The organism is Zhongshania aliphaticivorans (genome assembly GCF_902705875.1).
Lineage (GTDB): Bacteria > Pseudomonadota > Gammaproteobacteria > Pseudomonadales > Spongiibacteraceae > Spongiibacter > Spongiibacter aliphaticivorans_A.
In genome coordinates this window covers 298,591-315,119 of record NZ_CACSIK010000003.1, presented here as the reverse complement: position 1 = coordinate 315,119, position 16,529 = coordinate 298,591, and the positions used below count along the sequence as shown (strand labels likewise).

At 47.6% G+C, this 16,529-nt stretch carries 17 protein-coding genes; 9 read left to right on the top strand and 8 right to left on the bottom strand.

The features are described from left to right. Position 1 precedes the first annotated feature (1 nt). Positions 2 to 1,132, top strand: a complete 1,131-nt coding sequence (gene proB / locus AELLOGFF_RS16520) for a glutamate 5-kinase (RefSeq protein ID WP_235035761.1) — start codon at positions 2 to 4, stop codon at positions 1,130 to 1,132. Positions 1,133 to 1,195: 63 nt separating this feature from the next. On the opposite strand, the gene rpsT is transcribed toward proB, so the two are convergent. Together rpsT and AELLOGFF_RS16510 are read right to left on the bottom strand one after the other, a co-directional pair. After that, positions 1,196 to 1,468 (bottom strand): 30S ribosomal protein S20, encoded by a 273-nt coding sequence (gene rpsT, locus AELLOGFF_RS16515; RefSeq protein ID WP_159270093.1) that lies wholly within the window; start codon positions 1,466 to 1,468, stop codon positions 1,196 to 1,198. Positions 1,469 to 1,581: 113 nt separating this feature from the next. After that, on the bottom strand, positions 1,582 to 1,962 hold the full coding sequence (locus AELLOGFF_RS16510; RefSeq protein ID WP_235035760.1) for a diacylglycerol kinase: 381 nt from the start codon (positions 1,960 to 1,962) through the stop codon (positions 1,582 to 1,584). A gap of 185 nt (positions 1,963 to 2,147) precedes the next feature. Between AELLOGFF_RS16510 and lpxL the strand changes: the two genes are divergently transcribed. The 5 genes from lpxL to AELLOGFF_RS16485 all read left to right on the top strand — a co-directional run bounded on the left by lpxL (position 2,148) and on the right by AELLOGFF_RS16485 (position 6,957). After that, on the top strand, positions 2,148 to 3,047 hold the full coding sequence (gene lpxL, locus AELLOGFF_RS16505; RefSeq protein ID WP_159270092.1) for an LpxL/LpxP family Kdo(2)-lipid IV(A) lauroyl/palmitoleoyl acyltransferase: 900 nt from the start codon (positions 2,148 to 2,150) through the stop codon (positions 3,045 to 3,047). Next, complete coding sequence (locus tag AELLOGFF_RS16500) at positions 3,044 to 3,958, top strand: mitochondrial fission ELM1 family protein (RefSeq protein WP_159270091.1); 915 nt, start codon at positions 3,044 to 3,046, stop codon at positions 3,956 to 3,958. Before lpxL ends, AELLOGFF_RS16500 begins: the two co-directional genes overlap by 4 nt. Before the next feature lie 24 nt (positions 3,959 to 3,982). After that, positions 3,983 to 5,122, top strand: a complete 1,140-nt coding sequence (locus AELLOGFF_RS16495; protein WP_159270090.1) for a glycosyltransferase family 4 protein — start codon at positions 3,983 to 3,985, stop codon at positions 5,120 to 5,122. 81 nt (positions 5,123 to 5,203) lie between these two features. Continuing rightward, a complete protein-coding gene (locus tag AELLOGFF_RS16490) occupies positions 5,204 to 6,247 on the top strand; it encodes a glycosyltransferase (RefSeq protein WP_235035758.1) in 1,044 nt (347 codons plus the stop codon). Beyond that, complete coding sequence (locus AELLOGFF_RS16485) at positions 6,244 to 6,957, top strand: YrbL family protein (protein WP_159270089.1); 714 nt, start codon at positions 6,244 to 6,246, stop codon at positions 6,955 to 6,957. The genes AELLOGFF_RS16490 and AELLOGFF_RS16485 overlap by 4 nt, the downstream gene beginning before the upstream one ends. A gap of 45 nt (positions 6,958 to 7,002) precedes the next feature. Here AELLOGFF_RS16485 and AELLOGFF_RS16480 read toward each other — a convergent pair whose 3' ends face one another. Next, complete coding sequence (locus tag AELLOGFF_RS16480; protein ID WP_159270088.1) at positions 7,003 to 8,130, bottom strand: glycosyltransferase family 4 protein; 1,128 nt, start codon at positions 8,128 to 8,130, stop codon at positions 7,003 to 7,005. Positions 8,131 to 8,409: 279 nt separating this feature from the next. On the opposite strand from AELLOGFF_RS16480, the gene AELLOGFF_RS16475 reads away from it, so the two are divergent. The 3 genes from AELLOGFF_RS16475 to AELLOGFF_RS16465 all read left to right on the top strand — a co-directional run bounded on the left by AELLOGFF_RS16475 (position 8,410) and on the right by AELLOGFF_RS16465 (position 11,705). Beyond that, positions 8,410 to 9,210, top strand: coding sequence for a glycosyltransferase family 25 protein (locus AELLOGFF_RS16475; protein ID WP_159270087.1), 801 nt, complete (start codon positions 8,410 to 8,412; stop codon positions 9,208 to 9,210). Between the two features lie 150 nt (positions 9,211 to 9,360). Then, a complete protein-coding gene (locus AELLOGFF_RS16470) occupies positions 9,361 to 10,854 on the top strand; it encodes a SulP family inorganic anion transporter (RefSeq protein WP_159270086.1) in 1,494 nt (497 codons plus the stop codon). Further along, positions 10,854 to 11,705, top strand: coding sequence for a universal stress protein (locus AELLOGFF_RS16465; protein ID WP_159270085.1), 852 nt, complete (start codon positions 10,854 to 10,856; stop codon positions 11,703 to 11,705). Before AELLOGFF_RS16470 ends, AELLOGFF_RS16465 begins: the two co-directional genes overlap by 1 nt. A 55-nt stretch (positions 11,706 to 11,760) precedes the next feature. Here AELLOGFF_RS16465 and AELLOGFF_RS16460 read toward each other — a convergent pair whose 3' ends face one another. The 5 genes from AELLOGFF_RS16460 to AELLOGFF_RS16440 form a co-directional block, all read right to left on the bottom strand. Next, entirely contained in the window at positions 11,761 to 12,525 is a 765-nt protein-coding gene (locus tag AELLOGFF_RS16460; RefSeq protein WP_159270084.1) for a sulfotransferase family protein, read from the bottom strand. Between the two features lie 135 nt (positions 12,526 to 12,660). Continuing rightward, positions 12,661 to 13,449, bottom strand: coding sequence for an enoyl-CoA hydratase/isomerase family protein (locus AELLOGFF_RS16455; protein WP_159270083.1), 789 nt, complete (start codon positions 13,447 to 13,449; stop codon positions 12,661 to 12,663). A gap of 498 nt (positions 13,450 to 13,947) precedes the next feature. Then, positions 13,948 to 14,226: a hypothetical protein gene (locus AELLOGFF_RS16450; protein ID WP_159270082.1), complete on the bottom strand. Its 279-nt coding sequence runs from the start codon at positions 14,224 to 14,226 to the stop codon at positions 13,948 to 13,950. 130 nt (positions 14,227 to 14,356) lie between these two features. After that, complete coding sequence (locus tag AELLOGFF_RS16445; protein WP_159270081.1) at positions 14,357 to 15,052, bottom strand: response regulator; 696 nt, start codon at positions 15,050 to 15,052, stop codon at positions 14,357 to 14,359. Further along, entirely contained in the window at positions 15,049 to 16,506 is a 1,458-nt protein-coding gene (locus AELLOGFF_RS16440; RefSeq protein ID WP_159270080.1) for an ATP-binding protein, read from the bottom strand. The genes AELLOGFF_RS16445 and AELLOGFF_RS16440 overlap by 4 nt, the downstream gene beginning before the upstream one ends. Positions 16,507 to 16,529 lie beyond the last annotated feature (23 nt).

Below are 16,529 nucleotides of genomic sequence, written 5' to 3'. Positions count from 1 at the left end.
CTTGTCTGAGAGTAGGCGGAGATTAACCGCGTGTAAGCGTGTTGTGGTAAAGATCGGTTCAGCGCTGCTGACAAATGATGGTCGCGGTCTTAATGCTGAGGGCTTGGATGCCTGGGTTGCGCAGTTGGCTGCGCTAAGGGCGGCTGGGCGAGAGGTGGTGTTGGTTTCGTCTGGGGCTGTTGCAGAGGGAATGACTCGTCTGGGTTGGCGTGAGCGGCCAGATGATTTGCATAAGCTACAGGCTGCGGCTGCCGTTGGTCAAATGGGTCTGGTTCAGGCTTATGAGGCGCGGTTTCGGCTTCATGGTTTGCAGACCGCGCAGATTTTGCTTGGTCATGATGATATTTCGGCGCGAGATCGTTATTTGAATGCGCGTAGCACCTTGTTGACGCTGCTTGACTTGGGTGTGGTGCCGATTGTTAATGAAAATGACACGGTTGTTACTGATGAAATACGTTTTGGTGACAATGACACGTTAGCGGCGTTGGTCGCCAATTTGATTGATGCTGACGCGCTGGTGATTTTGACTGATCAGCGCGGCTTGTTTGAAGAGGATCCGCGTGCTAACCCCGCTGCAAAATTAATTTCTGAGGCCTCTGTAGAAGATCGCGCCTTGGATGTAATGGTGGGTGGCGCTGCTGGATCGCTGGGGCGTGGAGGTATGTTGACCAAATTGCGCGCAGCGCGTTTGGCTTCCCGTTCTGGGGCGAATACAGTGATTGTAGGTGGGCGCGAAGATCGAGTATTGGATAGGGTATTTGCTGCTGAGGATGTTGGTACATTGCTGCTTTCTAAGGAGCCGCCGATTACAGCTCGGAAAAAATGGTTGGCCGGGCAGTTGCGCTTGCGTGGCAGTGTGGTGATTGATGAGGGTGCGGTACGTGTATTGACGCAGCAGGGCCGCAGTCTGTTACCTGTTGGGGTAGTGGCGGTTGAGGGGCAGTTTTCCCGTGGCGACCTTGTTAGGTGTGTTGATGCCCATGGTTGTGAGGTGGCTCGGGGTTTGATTAATTATTGCGCGGATGATGCAAGGCGTTTGCAGGGTGTGCCAAGCCATAAAATAACGGAATTGCTGGGCTTTGCCGGTGAGCATGAGTTGATTCACCGAGATAATTTAGTCGTGGTTGCTTGATGTAGGCGACATAAAAAAACCCGCAGAAGCGGGTTTTTTTATGTCGCAAAATAAAGCGAATTACTACGCAGCGGTAGCCATTGCTTTAATTTTGCTGTTTAGCCGGCTCTTATGGCGAGCGGCCTTGTTCTTTGTCACGATGCCTTTGTCGGCCATGCGGTCAAGAACGGGTACTGCAGCAACGTAAGCAGTTTGAGCTTCTGCTTGATCGCCTGATTCGATAGCTGACACAACTTTTTTCAAGTATGTGCGAACCATGGAGCGCAGACTGGCGTTGTGCGTACGACGTTTTTCCGCCTGGCGTGCGCGTTTTTTAGCTTGTGGAGAATTCGCCACCCTTATAACTCCTTGAAACCTAGCACTGAAAATTTAGGCCGGGAATTATTCATGTTTAGCGAGTTATTGTCAAGACCATTACCCGCCTAAAGTGGTTTTTATTTGAGGGGGCGTTAATTTAGTAGGAAGCGTTCAACTGCGATCATGCCCCAGCAGCTTAGGCAGAGTAACAGGCTAAGCATGACGGCGGCTGAACCGATGTCTTTTGCTTGTCCTGATAGGGGGTGGTGATCGGTGCTGATGCGGTCGACGACGGCTTCAATGGCAGAGTTAATAAGTTCTACAATGACGACTAACACGACCGTAGCAATTAATATTGATCGCTGGCCGGCGTTGCTGCCTAACCAGAGCGCAGCAGGTAGCATGATGAGTGCTAGAGTGCTTTCTTGACGAAAGGCCTCTTCGTGTTGCCATGCGGCCCGCAACCCTTTGAGGGAATATTTTGATGCGTCAAGAATACGAGCGGGGCCGGTGCGGCCGGGTTTGTTCATCATGGCGGGGTTGTCATTCTCCGAGTTAACAAAAAAGGTTAACGCCTTTTACTAAGATATAAGGGGTGTGCAAATGCTGATCTCGGCTAACCGTATGTGTTAAACAGTGTACAATGCGGCACTTCGCACCGAGCTATTTTGGCTGCGGTTCCAGCATCGAAAATGTAGCAATAGTGTAATGCAATCAGATGACAATTGAGAGACAACTACTTAACCCGACTCACTGGCCTTCATGGTGTGCCGTGGCTTTACTTTGGTTACTCGCCCATTTGCCGAGGCGGCTGAGTTATGCCTTGGGTGCGGGGGTGGGCAATTTATTTTATTTTTTTGCCAAAGATCGTCGCCATATCTGTGAGACCAACTTGCGCTTGTGTTTTCCTGAATTAACAGAGGCCGATCACCGAGTGTTGGTGAAGAAGACCATGCGCAATCAAGGCGTGGGTTTGATGGAAACCTTGAGGGTATGGTTTATTGCGCCCGAAAAGCTGGGTGTAGAGTTTGAGCTTTTGGGAAAGGAGCATCTTGAGGTGGAGGAAGGGGGCCCGGGTATCATTGTGATTGGCACCCATTTCACCACATTGGATTTCTGCGGTACGCTTATTGGTCTGCAATACCCATCGGATTCTTTTTACCGTAAGCATAGAAACCCAGTATTTGAGTTTATTCTCAGTCGTTCACGGGCGCGCTATGGCGAGCCTATCCACCGTCGAAATATTAAGCGCGCACTCAAGTGTCTTCGTGACGGTCGGCGGTTATTTTATTTGCCTGATCAAGACTATGGTCGAAAGTCAGCTGAGTTTGTGCCGTTTTTTGGCATACCTGCGGCGACCACAATTGGTACGAGTACCTTGGCGCGGGGAGGCCGGGCAAGGGTAGTTTATGCAAATCAGCGGCGTTTAGATGGCGGTCGTCGATATCGGGTTGAAATAATACCTATGGATAATTTTCCGAGCGGTGACCCTGCTGTGGATGCTCGCGCTATTAATGCGATCCTTGAGGAAAATATACGCAGTGTGCCAGATCAGTATATGTGGGTGCACCGTCGCTTTAAAACTAGGCCTGTTGGAGAGGCCGGGTTTTACGAATGAGTATTCGTCGAGTCTGGGTGATTACTGATGGGCGTTTAGGGCACCTTAATCAGTTACGAGGCTTGGCGGCTCGCTTGCAAAGCAAAACGGGGGTTGAGCTGCATTGGTTTGACTTGGCGGCAACGAAGTTTGCCTTCACTGGTCGCGAGGGGTTAAAGCGTCAGTTTGGTAGTGAGCAGGCACCGGATTGGATATTGGCTGCAGGAAACAAAACACACATCCCATTGTTGTGGTGTAAGTGGGTAATGGGCGGCAAAGCCATGGTCCTTATGCGGCCGTCGTTGCCACTGCGTTTATTTGATGCCGTTTGCATGCCTTTTCATGATTCCCCCCCCAAGCGTCGCACGGTGCTTGGTACTTACGGCGTGATAAATCATATTGTGCCGCAGGATGGGCAGCGTCATCAGGGGCGTGGCCTTATTTTGATAGGTGGTGTGAATACTCATTTTCGCTGGAATAATGAGACTATTCTTGGGCAAGTAAAACGTATTGCTTCTGCGATGCCAGAGTGTGAGTGGGTGGTGTCGGACTCTCCGCGAACGCCCGTTGGGTTGCTTAATGAAGTTGCTGGGCTGGGGCTGGAGAATCTGTCCGTGCTACCTTATAGCGATACTGGCAAGGGCTGGCTCCCCAAAATATTGGCCGAAGTTAGTCAGGTTTGGGTAAGTTGTGACAGTGTGTCTATGGTTTATGAGAGCGTGAGTTCGGGGGCGCCGACGGGGCTACTAGAGCTAGAGCCCAGTCGCGAGTCACGAGTGACAAAGAGTATGGCCCAGCTGACCGAGAGCGGTTTGGCAACACGATTTACCGATGCAGATTTATCCTCACCGTTGTCACCCGCTGCGCGTGCCCTTTGGGAGGCGGATAGAGCGGCGGATTGGTGGCTGCAAATAGACAGCGAAATGCAGTAATGGCGATGAAATTTTGGGCTCCCTATGCTTAATACGAAAAATGTAGCTACTGACGCCGGCGGCCCGCTTAAAGTGGTGCAGGTTCTGCCCGCCTTAAACTCCGGTGGTGTTGAGCGTGGTACGGTTGAGTTGGCGAGAGAATTGGTGCGCGAAGGGCATACGTCGGTAGTGATTTCATTTGGGGGGCGCTTGGTTGATGGTTTGGTGGCCGACGGAAGTGAGCATATTACTTTTCCTGTGCATCGAAAATCGCTTTGGTCGCTCTTACAGGTTCGACCAATGAGGCGGCTGTTAGAAGGGCTGGCTGCGGATATTGTGCATGTGCGTTCCCGAGCACCGGCGTGGATTGTTTGGCTGGCCTGGCGACGGATGAATCCAACAACGCGTCCACGGCTGGTAAGCACCTTCCACGGCATGTATTCGGTTAATTTTTATAGCGCGGTAATGGCGCGTGCAGAGCATCTTATTGCCATATCAGATTGTGTAAAAAATTATATTGTCAGTAATTATAAGGCGAGTGAAAGTCGTATTACCTTAATACCTCGAGGGCTCGACCCTGCGGTATTTAATCCTCGCGCGTGTACTGACCAATGGAAAAAAACGCTTTTTGAGCAATATCCACAGTTAAAAGATAAGCACCTCATTTTAATGCCGGGCCGGTTAACACGCTGGAAAGGGCAGGAGGCATTTTTGGACATGATGTCGCGTTTGCTAAAGCTTCGTCAGGATTGTCACGGTGTTGTTGTTGGTGACGCCGAGCCAGGTAAGCAGCATTATGAGGAGGAATTGCTTGCCAAGCGTTCTGCGCTTGGTCTTGATGAGGCTGTCACCTTTGTGGGGCATCGTAGTGATATTGCTCAGTTCTATGGGATAGCTGCCATTACCTGCCATATGTCCAATAAAGAAGAGCCCTTTGGCCGCACTGTGCCAGAATCTTTGGCCAGTGGTACCCCCGTGGTTGCCTATGATCGAGGTGGCGCTAGTGAATCGCTAAATGTCGGTTTTCCACAGGGCTTGGTGGCAGCCGATGACGTTGTCAGCTTTGCGGTAAGGGTGGATGACTTAATTGACGCTGATGCAGAGATTACCCTGCCGCAAAGTTACTATTTAAGTAGTCAGTTAGCGAGTACGCTTGCTGTGTATAGGCGATTGCTAGCAGAATAATTTAAACATGTAGTCCTGTATGGGTATCGCTAAGAAAATAGCGTTATTTGTAAAAAAACAGATATTAAATCCGTTGAGACAATGATGAGAATACTTCAAGTAGATACCCAGCAGTTGCGACGTTATGGCCGAACGAGAGTGAGCTGGGCGCAAAAATTAGGTTTTGGCTTGATCAAAAATGATCACTATTTGCAAAGCTTTAGTGATCGCGACGTGGCCGCATTTGAAGCGCCGTTTGGTATCCGTGATCTCGGTGTTGGCAAGGCAAATAAGCGTTTACTTGAAATGGCTGATGCGATGGAGCCTGATCTCGTTATTGCGGGGCATTGCGATACGATAAGTAATGAGACCCTAAGTGAAATAAAACGTCGCCGTCCTGCATGTGTCATTGCGCATTGTAATAATGATCCTTTATTTGTACCGAGTAATGTAGAGCGGATTCGATCCCGGGCGGGGGTGGTTGATGCTGTGTTTGTTTCAACAGGGTTAAGGGAGTTAAGGCAGTTTGAGGGGCTTGGTGCTCGTATTTATCATATGCCAAACCCTGTTGAGCCGTCAGTTGAGTGCTTAGATAATTCAAGGCGTACAGATTTAGACATTGATTTATTGTTTTGTAGTAACAGCACCGATTTTACCAAGCGTTTAGAAATGGTCGGCAATATTAAAGAAGCTGTAAAGCAGGAAATGAATTTTAAAACCTATGGCAGCTTTGGTGAGGCGCCGGTTTGGGGGCGAGATTACGATCGCGCCTTGGCGAAGACCAAAATGGGACTAAATTTGAATCGCCAAGAGGGCGATTATTGGTATTCGTCGGCGCGTATGGCGCAGCTCGCGGGTAACGGGATATTGCTCCTTACCAGCAGTGCTCCTCGCTTTGATGAGCTTTTACCGCCCGAATCAGCGGTGTATTTTGATGACGAGTCTAGCTTAATAGCAAAAATTCGAGAGTTTCAGGCAGATGATGCCAAGCGGCAGCATTGGGCGTCTCGTGCCCGTGAATTTTTTCATAAAGAGATAAACTCAAAGCTCTATGCGCAATTTATTGTCGAGGCGAGTTTAGAGATGGGCTTTAGTCATGATTATGTCTGGGCTCAAGATGTGATGGCTGGCGAGGTTGGTCAGTGAGCATAAAGTTAACGGCAGAGCGGCCTTTTTCTCGGGGAGGCAACCGCCTTTGCTTTATTCACCCCGATCATCCTGATCGCTGTATTAAAGTGCGGCGGCCTGAATTTACACTGGAAGATTGTCGTCGCAAAAAGGGCTTCCCCAAGACGTTGTTGCCATTGTCGGCCTTTGATGACAATGCCGAGGAGTTTCGAGTTCTTCGTGATTTTCAAGAAAATTACGCAGATTCTATTTTCGATCATATTAGTCGCAGCTACGGAATGGTTGAAACAGACCTTGGTTTAGGAATGTGCTCCGAGCTTATTCTGGATCACACCGGTGATATATCCATGTCGCTAATGTTATACCTGTGGCACTTTGGCTACACGGATGAATGTAAGGCTGCGCTTGAAAAATTAAAGACGCACTGGCTGAAACACGCGGTGCCTTCGAGATCAATCCTGCTTCACAACATAGTGGTTGAAAAACGATTGCAAGGTGATGATGAGTTCATTAACCGTCTTGTTGTAATAGATGGTTTAGGAGCTACGGGTATTGCATCACTCCCATTTTTGCCTCAGCGGCTTCGTCGCTATTTGGTGGGGCGCAAAGTTAAAAATCTAGATCAGCGTTTGACGGATTTTTTTGAGAGTATTAAAAACGGCAAATACCCTGGCCCCAATGGGCTCCCAATGAAAGATGGCAAACCCGACATTCCCAAGCCACGCTAGTGGCAAACGTGTTTTTCTCTTAACGTGAATGGTAAAAATGTGGCATTAGCTATTGGTGCTGAGCGCCAGCAGTCTATTGGCTATTTGCTCCCATTGTAGTTCTGTTTGCGCGCGGTGCTGTGCGTTTTGCCCCATCACTTTAAGTGCTTGTTTGTCATTAAGCATTTTGGTGATGCTTTGATAAATGTCATTTTCATTGTCTCCATCACACAGCAAGCCCGTGTGACCGTCTATAACAGCATCGCCTGCGCCACCGATTCGTCCTGCAAGGCTCGGTAGGGCAAGCATGGCCGCCTCAATGTAGACAATCCCAAAGCCTTCAACAGAGTCGCCAACAGCACGACAAGGCATCGCAAATAGGTCGGCTTTTTGGAGTAGGGCAGTTCGTTGACCATCACTTACCCTACCGCAAAAGATAACATGGTCAACTATGCCTAATTCTTCAGTGCGGTTTATTAATGTACCTTGCAGGGGGCCGTTGCCGGCAATGACATACAATAGTTGCGGGTGGTCTTGTAATAATTTTGGCAAGATCTCAATGATTTTATCTTGGCCTTTGCGCTCCTCTAGGCGACCAACGGTGAGGAGTACGGGGGAGCGGTTGGCGATTAATTGTGTGATTTTAGTGACATCGTCCTCTGACGGTGGGTGTGCTTGGCCTACTCCGGGGTGGAGTATTTGGATGTTAGAGGTATTTTCTACATAGGGGTGGATGCGGCTTGCCGTGAATTTTGAGTTTGCCAGAATGTGTGTGGCTGTTAACAAGGTATTACTAATACGTTTTTGTTTTTTTGCTGTTGTTTGTTTGGGGAATTCCATGCCGTGGGCTATGCAAACGCATGCAAGGAGATGGCGTTTTTCAAGCTGTAATAATTCAAGGCTCTTCCAACTGTCGCAAATAAGTAATGTAGGATTCGTACCACGAAGATATCGTGTAATCCGTTGCGCTTTACGGAAGCGACGAATGAGCTTTGGCCCATTGATGCGTTCAATAGAAAAGGGCTGGCTGGCATCAAATTCTTGCTGTCCTGCTGTTGCGTGGGTATCGCAAATAACACGCACATTATGGCCAAGGTGATGTAATGCATTGGCTAGTTCATACATATAATTTTGTATGCCGCCTGCTTCTGGCGGGAAATTTTGGGTGTTAATTAATATGTTAACTGCTTGCATTGCTGGGTAGTCCAAAAAACTAGTGGTTTACAGCCCTTGCTGCCACGAGGCGAGGGGCGACAGTTCTATGAGTAGTATATTGAATGTTACACTAAGCAAAGGTATTACGCTGCGAAAGGCGTTTAGCCCAAGCCTTAGTGCTAAGGCTGAGTCGTTGCAATGTATATTGAGGTATATGAGTGGTGGAGATAGCACGATTAATTTCGGTCACTAAACGTTTTGGCTGCAGAATCGGGCTTGTTACGGCATTTACTTCACGCAGGACTTGGTTGAGGGTGTATGGATAAAAACTATCTGTGTCGCGTTATTAGTCTTGATAAAGAGGCTGAGAACACTCGTAAGCTATTGGCTGACTTAGAGGCTCAAGGTGTTGCGGCAGATGTATATGCCGCTGTGGATGGCCGTAAAGATAGGCCAGCTCTGCAGCAGGGGGAGTACTTTCGCGATACTTTAGCGATGATTCGGCACGGTAAGCGACTGACCAATAGTGAGCTCGGTTGTTACTTGTCACATTATAGAGCGGTAAAGGACGCCTATAATCGAGGTTATGAATATCTGTGTTTATTTGAAGATGATGTGGTTGTAGAGCCGCAGTTTGGTGATGTATTCAGAGTGTTGCTCGATAAAAACTTAGACATGGTGCGGTTGATGTCGCTTAAATTACGCCGACGGAAAGTGCTTGAACCTTTGGCTGAGCCTCATTGCTTGGTGCGTCAAGAACGTGGGGGTCTCGGAGCACAATCATACCTGTTAAGCCGAATAGGGATGAAAAAGTTCATAGACTATGGCTGTGCGATCTATGAACCAGTAGATAAAGTGTTTGATCATTTCTTTTTGTTTGATTTGAACGTGTTTGCTGTAGAGCCGCATGTGGCTTATGAATTGATGCATGAGACCAGTGTTGCCAAACGCGCGGATATATTAGTTGCTGGTCCAAGCCTCCTGCATAAGTTGGCTTTTCATCCCGTAAAACTGTGGTTTAGTCTGTGTCGTCATATTTATTTATTTCGTCATCGGCATGCATTTAGCGGCGCAGAAATGGCGGATGCGTCAGTAGGAAAAACAACACGGAAGCACTAACTTTCGTGTTTAGTCGGCACTTAGTTACCTATTAATACTATTGTTACGTGCAGAAATTAATTGCGAACTGTCATTTGTAATCAACTTGGCTGCACATAGTTAGTATTTGGTTTTTTTGAATTCATTTTTGTTAATTTTACAGAGTTGTTTATGTTCTTACTTTCAAAGAAAGAAGATTGGCTAGGAAATATCCGTGGCGATATCCTAGCGGGTTTAGTTGTTGCTTTGGCATTAATTCCCGAGGCAATAGCTTTTTCTATTATTGCCGGCGTTGATCCAAAAATAGGTTTGTATGCCTCTTTTTGTATTGCGGTGGTGACGGCGATTGTTGGTGGTCGTCCGGGAATGATTTCTGCAGCTACCGGTGCAATGGCATTGCTGATGGTGACCTTGGTAAGGGATCACGGCCTGCAATATTTATTGGCGGCAACCTTGCTTACGGGCGCACTCCAAATAGTTGCGGGGTATTTCAAGTTAGGGCAGTTGATGAGTTTTGTATCACGGTCAGTGGTCACTGGCTTTGTGAATGCCCTCGCTATATTGATATTTATGGCGCAGTTACCTGAGCTAACTAACGTGACATGGCATGTGTATGCTATGACGGCGGCTGGGCTCGGTATTATCTATTTATTCCCTTTATTACCGGTTGTGGGCAAGGTTATTCCTTCACCTCTAGTGTGTATTCTAACTTTGACGGTGATCAGTTTGATCATTGGCCTTGATATTCGCACGGTTGGGGATATGGGGGAGTTGCCAGATACATTACCCATTTTTCTTTGGCCTGATGTCCCATTAAATTTTGAGACACTTGGTATTATCTTCCCGTATGCAGCGGCGATGGCAGTGGTTGGTTTATTAGAGTCGTTAATGACGGCGACTATAGTTGACGATCTAACCGATACTGGCAGTGATAAGAATCGTGAGTGTAAAGGGCAGGGGATTGCTAATATTTTTTCTGGCTTATTAGGCGGCATGGCCGGTTGTGCGATGATTGGTCAATCGGTTATCAATGTTAAATCTGGCGGTCGAGGTCGTTTGTCGACCTTTTTTGCCGGAGCAATGCTGCTGACCATGGTTGTCTTTCTGAGTGACTGGGTGTCACTTATCCCCATGGCGGCACTGGTTGCGGTCATGATTATGGTGTCTATCGGTACCTTTAATTGGGCCTCGGTTACTGGCTTAAAATCTAACCCTTTGTCAGCAAATATCATTATGTTGGCAACGGTAGCGGTCGTCGTTTGGACGCATAACCTTGCTTACGGTGTTTTTGTTGGGGTGTTACTTGCTGCACTATTCTTTGCGAATAAAGTCAGTCACTTTATGTATATCAGCAAAGAGTTAAGCGAAGACGGAAGTGTACGAAGTTATCGCGTTATTGGTCAGGTGTTTTTTAATTCCGCTGAACGATTTAATGCAGGGTTTGATTTCAAAGAAGTGGTCGATAAGGTGGTGATAGATTTAAGTCGAGCGCACTTTTGGGATATTTCAGCGGTTGGCGCTTTAGATAAAGTTGTCATAAAGTTTAGGCGTGAGGGCGCAGAAGTTGAGCTAATAGGCTTAAATGAAGCGAGCGAAACAATTGTGGACCGTTTTGGTATTCACGATAAGCCAGAAGAGATTGAAAAAGTAATGGGAGGCCATTAATGAATAATAATTATGTATTGGCGTGCATTGATGGCGCAAGTCTAAGCTCAGCTGTGTGTGATTACGCTGCGTGGGTCGCTGGCAAGGCAGGGGTAGGGGTTAAATTATTACATAATATTGAACACCGCCCTCAAGCTGCGGTGGCAGATCTTAGTGGTAGTATCGGTCTGGGAAGCCAGGAAGAGTTGCTGGAGGAACTAACGCGCGTTGAGCAGCAGCGTAATCGTCTGTTGATGCAAAAGGGAAAACTGATGCTAGACGCCGCGAGCGAGCGTGTAGTAAAGCATGGCGTTGCAGATACAGAGTCGTGGCAACAGCACGGTAGCTTGCAAGAATCTTTGGTTGAGCTGGAATGCGATATTCGTGTTCTTGTCATGGGGGTTCGCGGCGAAGAACATCGAGAAGGGCAGCTGGGAACACATTTAGAAACCGTGATCAGGTCATTACATAAGCCTGTATTAGTGGTGAACACTGAATTTACGGCACCTAAAAAAATCATGCTGGCTTATGATGGCCACGACGCTTCTCGAAAAGCCTTAGACATGGTGGCGTCTAGCCCAGTATTTAAGGATATTCCCTGCCACTTGGTCTATGTAGGTGATGAGGCGACGGCCGCTGATGTTCTGGGTGAAGCGGCGGCGGTATTGAAAACCGCAGGTGTAAATCATGAATTGGTTAATTTACCGAAAGGTAAAAGTGACGAGCAATTGTGTCAGTACCAGGCAGACAATAATATTGATTTAACGGTTATGGGTGCTTACAGCCATCATCCCTTGCGAGATATGTTGCTGGGTAGTTTTACCGCTAAGATGTTGCAGAAAACCAAGCGACCATTGTTATTGCTACGTTGATCGCGATGGTAAGGGTTGTGTTGATGGGGCCGGCCGTTTGCTTGATGAATAATCATCAAGGGCAGGCTTTAACAGGGTTGTTGTCCGTCTCGGCAGGTATGCTGGCCGCAATTAACGATTCGTAAAGTGTGAGTGTTTTGTCAGATAAGAAGCTGGCGTATTTATCACTGATACTGTCCGCTGCTTTGCTGGCGTCAAACGTTTTACCACCATAGCGTGTATTGCGTTCTGGCGCTTCAAGCATTTGAGGGTGGTACTCTAAGCCGATCTCCAAACAAAGTTTTTTAAGAGTGGCCTCGGGTGATGCCACCAGTTTTTCGAAATTAATAATAATGGGTTTTTTGAGATTTTCTTGTTTGGGGTGTTCATCTAACAGTTGCTGAAAGAAATTAACACAGCGGGACCAGCGATAAGCGGCCACCTTGGTTTTACGTCGCTCGCGTTTAACGATTGAGGAAATAACCGAGTCTGGATTTCTGAGAATACAAATAGGCTGTACTGGGCTGCGTTTTAAGTAGTCGGTCATGCTCAGGCTTCCGCAGGGCATGAGGTTGTAAAGCATACTTTTTCGCAGATAGCCGCTGAAGGCAAATAACTCATGCCACCATTGATGGTGCTTGTCCCATTCGAGTTGATTGGGTACACAGAGCTTATTGCCACGGAATTTACCGCCGGTAACGTGAAAAACGGCATCGCCAAATTCTTCATCTAACATAGCAACAGCGGGGTGGGCGCCTAGCGCGGCGGTAATAAGCGTGGTGCCGCCTCGAGAGGTACCAAGGACTAAAAGGGTGGTGTTTGGATCTAAAGTATTGCTCACGAAGCCTGATTCCATACAAGTAGCATATTACGGTAAATTCAGTGCTGATAGGTTGGGAGCAAGTATACCTGAACCTCTCACGAGTTAAAGTCAGCTAGGTTTAGTCACTTCCTGTCAGGAATACCTTGGTGGTCGTTATTTAACCCAAGACGGTTTTCGTTTCTCTAGAAAAGCGGAAAGCCCTTCTTTGCCCTCTTCAGAGCCGCGAGTTTCAGCAATTCGTCGGCTAGTGTCGGCGATCAGTTCGGCGTTGATTTCTTTATCAGCAATATCCAGTACTAAGCGCTTGGCCTCCGCGATGCCGTTAGGGCTATTGCGCAGCAGCTGTTTTGTTATGTTTGCAATCGTGTTGTCTAGCAGGTTGTCATCAACAAGTTCTGATATTAGTCCGAGAGACAGTGCTTGGTCAGCACTGATTTGCTCCGCCGTGGTGAAATAACGGCGCGACGCCCGCTGGCCAATGGCGTGAACGACATAGGGGCCGATGGTAGCGGGAATGAGGCCAACCTTGACCTCGCTTAGGCAAAAAGTGGCATTGGGCGATGCTACCGCAATATCACAGCAGGCGACCAAGCCGACACCGCCGCCGTAAGCTGGGCCTTGCACTCGGGCTATGGTTGGTTTGGGAAGGTAGTTTAAGGTGCGCAACATTTCGGCAAGTAAATTTGAATCGCGTAAGTTTTCTTCAAAATTATAGCCCGCCATACGGCGCATCCAGTTTAAATCACCGCCAGCGCAAAAACTTTTACCAGTAGACGCTAGAATCACAAGCCGTACTGCTGGGTCATTACCGGCTTGTTGAAATGTATTGGTTAATTCAGCGATAACAGCGTCATCAAAGGCATTGTGAAAATCAGGGCGATTAAGGGTGATAGTGGCAATGCCTTGCTCGTTTAATTGATACTGAATATGCTGATTGTTCATCCTCTGCCCTTATACATTACGACTTATTGTTGATGGCTATAATAGGATTCTCTATCGCGAATTAACAGCAGATGGTGCAACATTTTGATTGTTAAATAAGTTGCGTTGAATAGCCTTGGTTTTGTTGGAGGCTATATAAGAACGATTAGAGTTAAATAAAGTTTGCAGAGGCTGTCACTGGGAGTAGTAATTTAGGTCGTGTGAGATAATCAGTATTTAATGATAATAGGGTCAGACGAGGTTCGAAACTCGGCGGTGAAGTTGGATTACGTTATATTCTGGCTTTTGTAATGACGGGGACGGTATCCATCATATTTCACCGCGTGATGTGGTCTATATTCTCCGTGGGCAAGATCAACAAATTTGGAAGCTTCGTATTTTAAATTATTACAATGAGGCGGGTGAGGCCGCACACTATCAAATTGAATTCTACCCATTAAGCGCTAACTAAGCGTTTAATGGGTACGGTCTTGGCTAGATTGATTTTCGCTGTAAAAATTATTTATCTGACTTTGGTGGGCGGCCATTCTCAGGTACACACAGTAATTTGTCTTCGCCACGAGGTGGCTTTAGACAGCTGCCACTAATGTTGTCATCGCCAATGCTGACACTGCATGCCTGATTTTCACTCAAGTCTGCGCAGGCAGTGAAGGCTTCTTCTGGTGGCCGGCCGCGCTCACCGCCTTGTTGACCTCCGGGCTGAGCCTGGACGCTGCTGGCACCGATTGCCGCGCTGATGATGAATGCGTTAATGCTACGTTGCAAAAAAGGTGTCATGATTTTCTCCTCAGTATTGTCTTTGTATGACTTTATATTGCTCGCCATTTGCGTATTGAGCGGGGAGAAAATGTGAAGGAAATAAGAAGAAATTTGACGAGCAACGGTAGGAGTAAATCGGCTTCTGATACTAATCTATTTTATAGCCAACGCCATAAATCGCACGAATATTAACATCGCTCTGATCAACTTTTGCGAGCTTGTTTCGCAGGTTTTTTATATGGGTGTCAACGGTTCTGTCATTCACAATACGCCGATCTTTATAACAGCTGTCCATTAGTTGCTCGCGAGAAAATACCCGTCCAGGCTGAGCAATCAGAGTATAAAGTAATTGGAATTCAACGGGAGTAAGGTCAATAAGTACATCGTTGGCGGCGCATTCAAATCGCGCTAAATTTAAGCGGATATTATGATGGATTAGGGTGTCGTCATTACCACCTTGTGGTGTCTTAGGCGTATTCTGACAGCGACGTAATATCGCCCGGACTCTGGTGACAACCTCTCTAGGGCTAAAGGGCTTGCAGACATAATCATCGGCCCCTAACTCAAGGCCCAGCAAGCGATCAATTTCGTCTATCTTTGCGGTGAGCATCATAATGGGAACGTCTGAAAATTGACGCACACCGCGACAGATACTAATACCATCACGACCGGGTAGCATTAAATCGAGAATAACAAAATCGGGTTGTTGATTGCGAATAAAGGTTTCGGCGACGTTGCCATCATGCAGCATGCTCACCGTAAATTGATCGCGCTCAAAATACTCTGCCAACAGTTGTGCAATCTTGACTTCGTCTTCCACAATTAAGATGTGTAGTTTACTCACGAGTGAATCTCACGATTAATAGGTAGTGTTATTTCTATATCTATGCCGCCGGTATTAGACGGGCAGGCGGAGATGTGGCCGCCGTGGGCTTTCACAATATTTCGGCATATGGCCAAGCCAAGGCCTGCGCCACCACTGCGACGGCTACGGGAGCTGTCTGTGCGAAACAAGGGGTCAAACAAGCGTTGGCATTGATCATTCGTGACGCTGGGTGCGCTGTCAACAATATTAATTTTAGCGTTACCGCCCGTCTCTACCAAGTTGACCAAAATGCTGCCTGGTGCATCGGTGTAAGCAATGGCGTTAGTAAGTAAATTTGAGAATAACTGCTGCAAGCGTTGTGGGTCAGACAAAAGTTCGACATGGCTCAACTGCTCGCTAAGCTGTATTCCTTTTTCCGTGGCTTGATGCTGAAAGCTGCCACAGCAGCGTGAAATAACATCATTAAGATTGGTGTTCGTAAATTCGTATTTTAAACCGCCTAGGTCAGACACCGAGAGTTGGTAGAGGTCGTTGACTAAATGGTGTAAACGCTGAACCTCTTGATCGAGTGAGAGTAGTTGCTCGGTATTAAAGTCTCGTACACCGTCTTTCAATGCTTCAATTTCGCCGCTAAGGATGGTCAGCGGGGTGCGTAACTCATGGGAGATATCGGCAAAAAGCCGCTGCCGAGTGTGCTGGCTTTCGCTTAAAGTTTGGCCGAGATGATTGATGTTGCGACCTAGTTGAGCCAGCTCGTCAGTGCCACTGTTAACGGTTCGCATTGAATAGTCGCCGTTAGATAGTTTTTGCACATTTTCAAACATGCGTTTGATGGGGGTGAGAAAATGGCGTGATAAAAACAGCGAAATACCAATAGCGACAAGTAAACATAGTACGCCGATAAGCCAGCTGGTGATTAATTGTTGTTGTGAAAACGCTGTTTCTGAGGGGGATTGAAACTCAGTGCGGGGTTCGCTGCGTAATTCGCCAACGCGTTTGCCTTCTACCATGATGGGGAAGCGCATTAGTCGTGTCGAATCATCACTGAGCTTTAAACCGGCGATGAGCTTGTTGTCATTGTCATAAAGTGCGGTTGGTGCGCCAGATGGCATTAAGGACCGAACAGGGCTGGCCTCTTCGAATTCATGTCTTGGCGGTGGTGGCCGCGAGCTAAAGCCTGTGGGCGGTGGTGCGGCACTATTGCCAAGTGCTTCTGGGTGGCCATTCATAGCTGATTGAAGTATGAGCATACCAAGCTGGCGGTTGTTTATGCCGCTCCAGCTGTTGCCGCTGGATTGGTATGTCGCTGCTAATGCCGTCTGTGCCTGGCGAAGGCGAGCTTGTTCTTGGGCGTTCACATAGTTGAGAAAGCCTTGGTTAAAGCTCCAGCGCGCCAAACCCAATGTCGCCACTAATGTTGCGAGAGCAAGGCCAACAAAAGCAATGTTGAGTTTTTTGGAGATAGTTAACATGAGCGGCATTACTGGAATATAGC

What these genes read in the sequence shown, in the direction of transcription:
- AELLOGFF_RS16455 (WP_159270083.1), bottom strand. Translation starts at nt 13,449, where the DNA reads ATGAACAATCAGCATATTCAGTATCAATTAAACGAGCAAGGCATTGCC.
- AELLOGFF_RS16465 (WP_159270085.1), top strand. Translation starts at nt 10,854, where the DNA reads ATGAATAATAATTATGTATTGGCGTGCATTGATGGCGCAAGTCTAAGC.
- AELLOGFF_RS16500 (WP_159270091.1), top strand. Translation starts at nt 3,044, where the DNA reads ATGAGTATTCGTCGAGTCTGGGTGATTACTGATGGGCGTTTAGGGCAC.
- AELLOGFF_RS16510 (WP_235035760.1), bottom strand. Translation starts at nt 1,962, where the DNA reads ATGATGAACAAACCCGGCCGCACCGGCCCCGCTCGTATTCTTGACGCA.
- AELLOGFF_RS16475 (WP_159270087.1), top strand. Translation starts at nt 8,410, where the DNA reads ATGGATAAAAACTATCTGTGTCGCGTTATTAGTCTTGATAAAGAGGCT.
- lpxL (WP_159270092.1), top strand. Translation starts at nt 2,148, where the DNA reads ATGACAATTGAGAGACAACTACTTAACCCGACTCACTGGCCTTCATGG.
- AELLOGFF_RS16480 (WP_159270088.1), bottom strand. Translation starts at nt 8,130, where the DNA reads ATGCAAGCAGTTAACATATTAATTAACACCCAAAATTTCCCGCCAGAA.
- AELLOGFF_RS16440 (WP_159270080.1), bottom strand. Translation starts at nt 16,506, where the DNA reads ATGTTAACTATCTCCAAAAAACTCAACATTGCTTTTGTTGGCCTTGCT.
- AELLOGFF_RS16470 (WP_159270086.1), top strand. Translation starts at nt 9,361, where the DNA reads ATGTTCTTACTTTCAAAGAAAGAAGATTGGCTAGGAAATATCCGTGGC.
- AELLOGFF_RS16450 (WP_159270082.1), bottom strand. Translation starts at nt 14,226, where the DNA reads ATGACACCTTTTTTGCAACGTAGCATTAACGCATTCATCATCAGCGCG.
- AELLOGFF_RS16490 (WP_235035758.1), top strand. Translation starts at nt 5,204, where the DNA reads ATGATGAGAATACTTCAAGTAGATACCCAGCAGTTGCGACGTTATGGC.
- AELLOGFF_RS16495 (WP_159270090.1), top strand. Translation starts at nt 3,983, where the DNA reads ATGCTTAATACGAAAAATGTAGCTACTGACGCCGGCGGCCCGCTTAAA.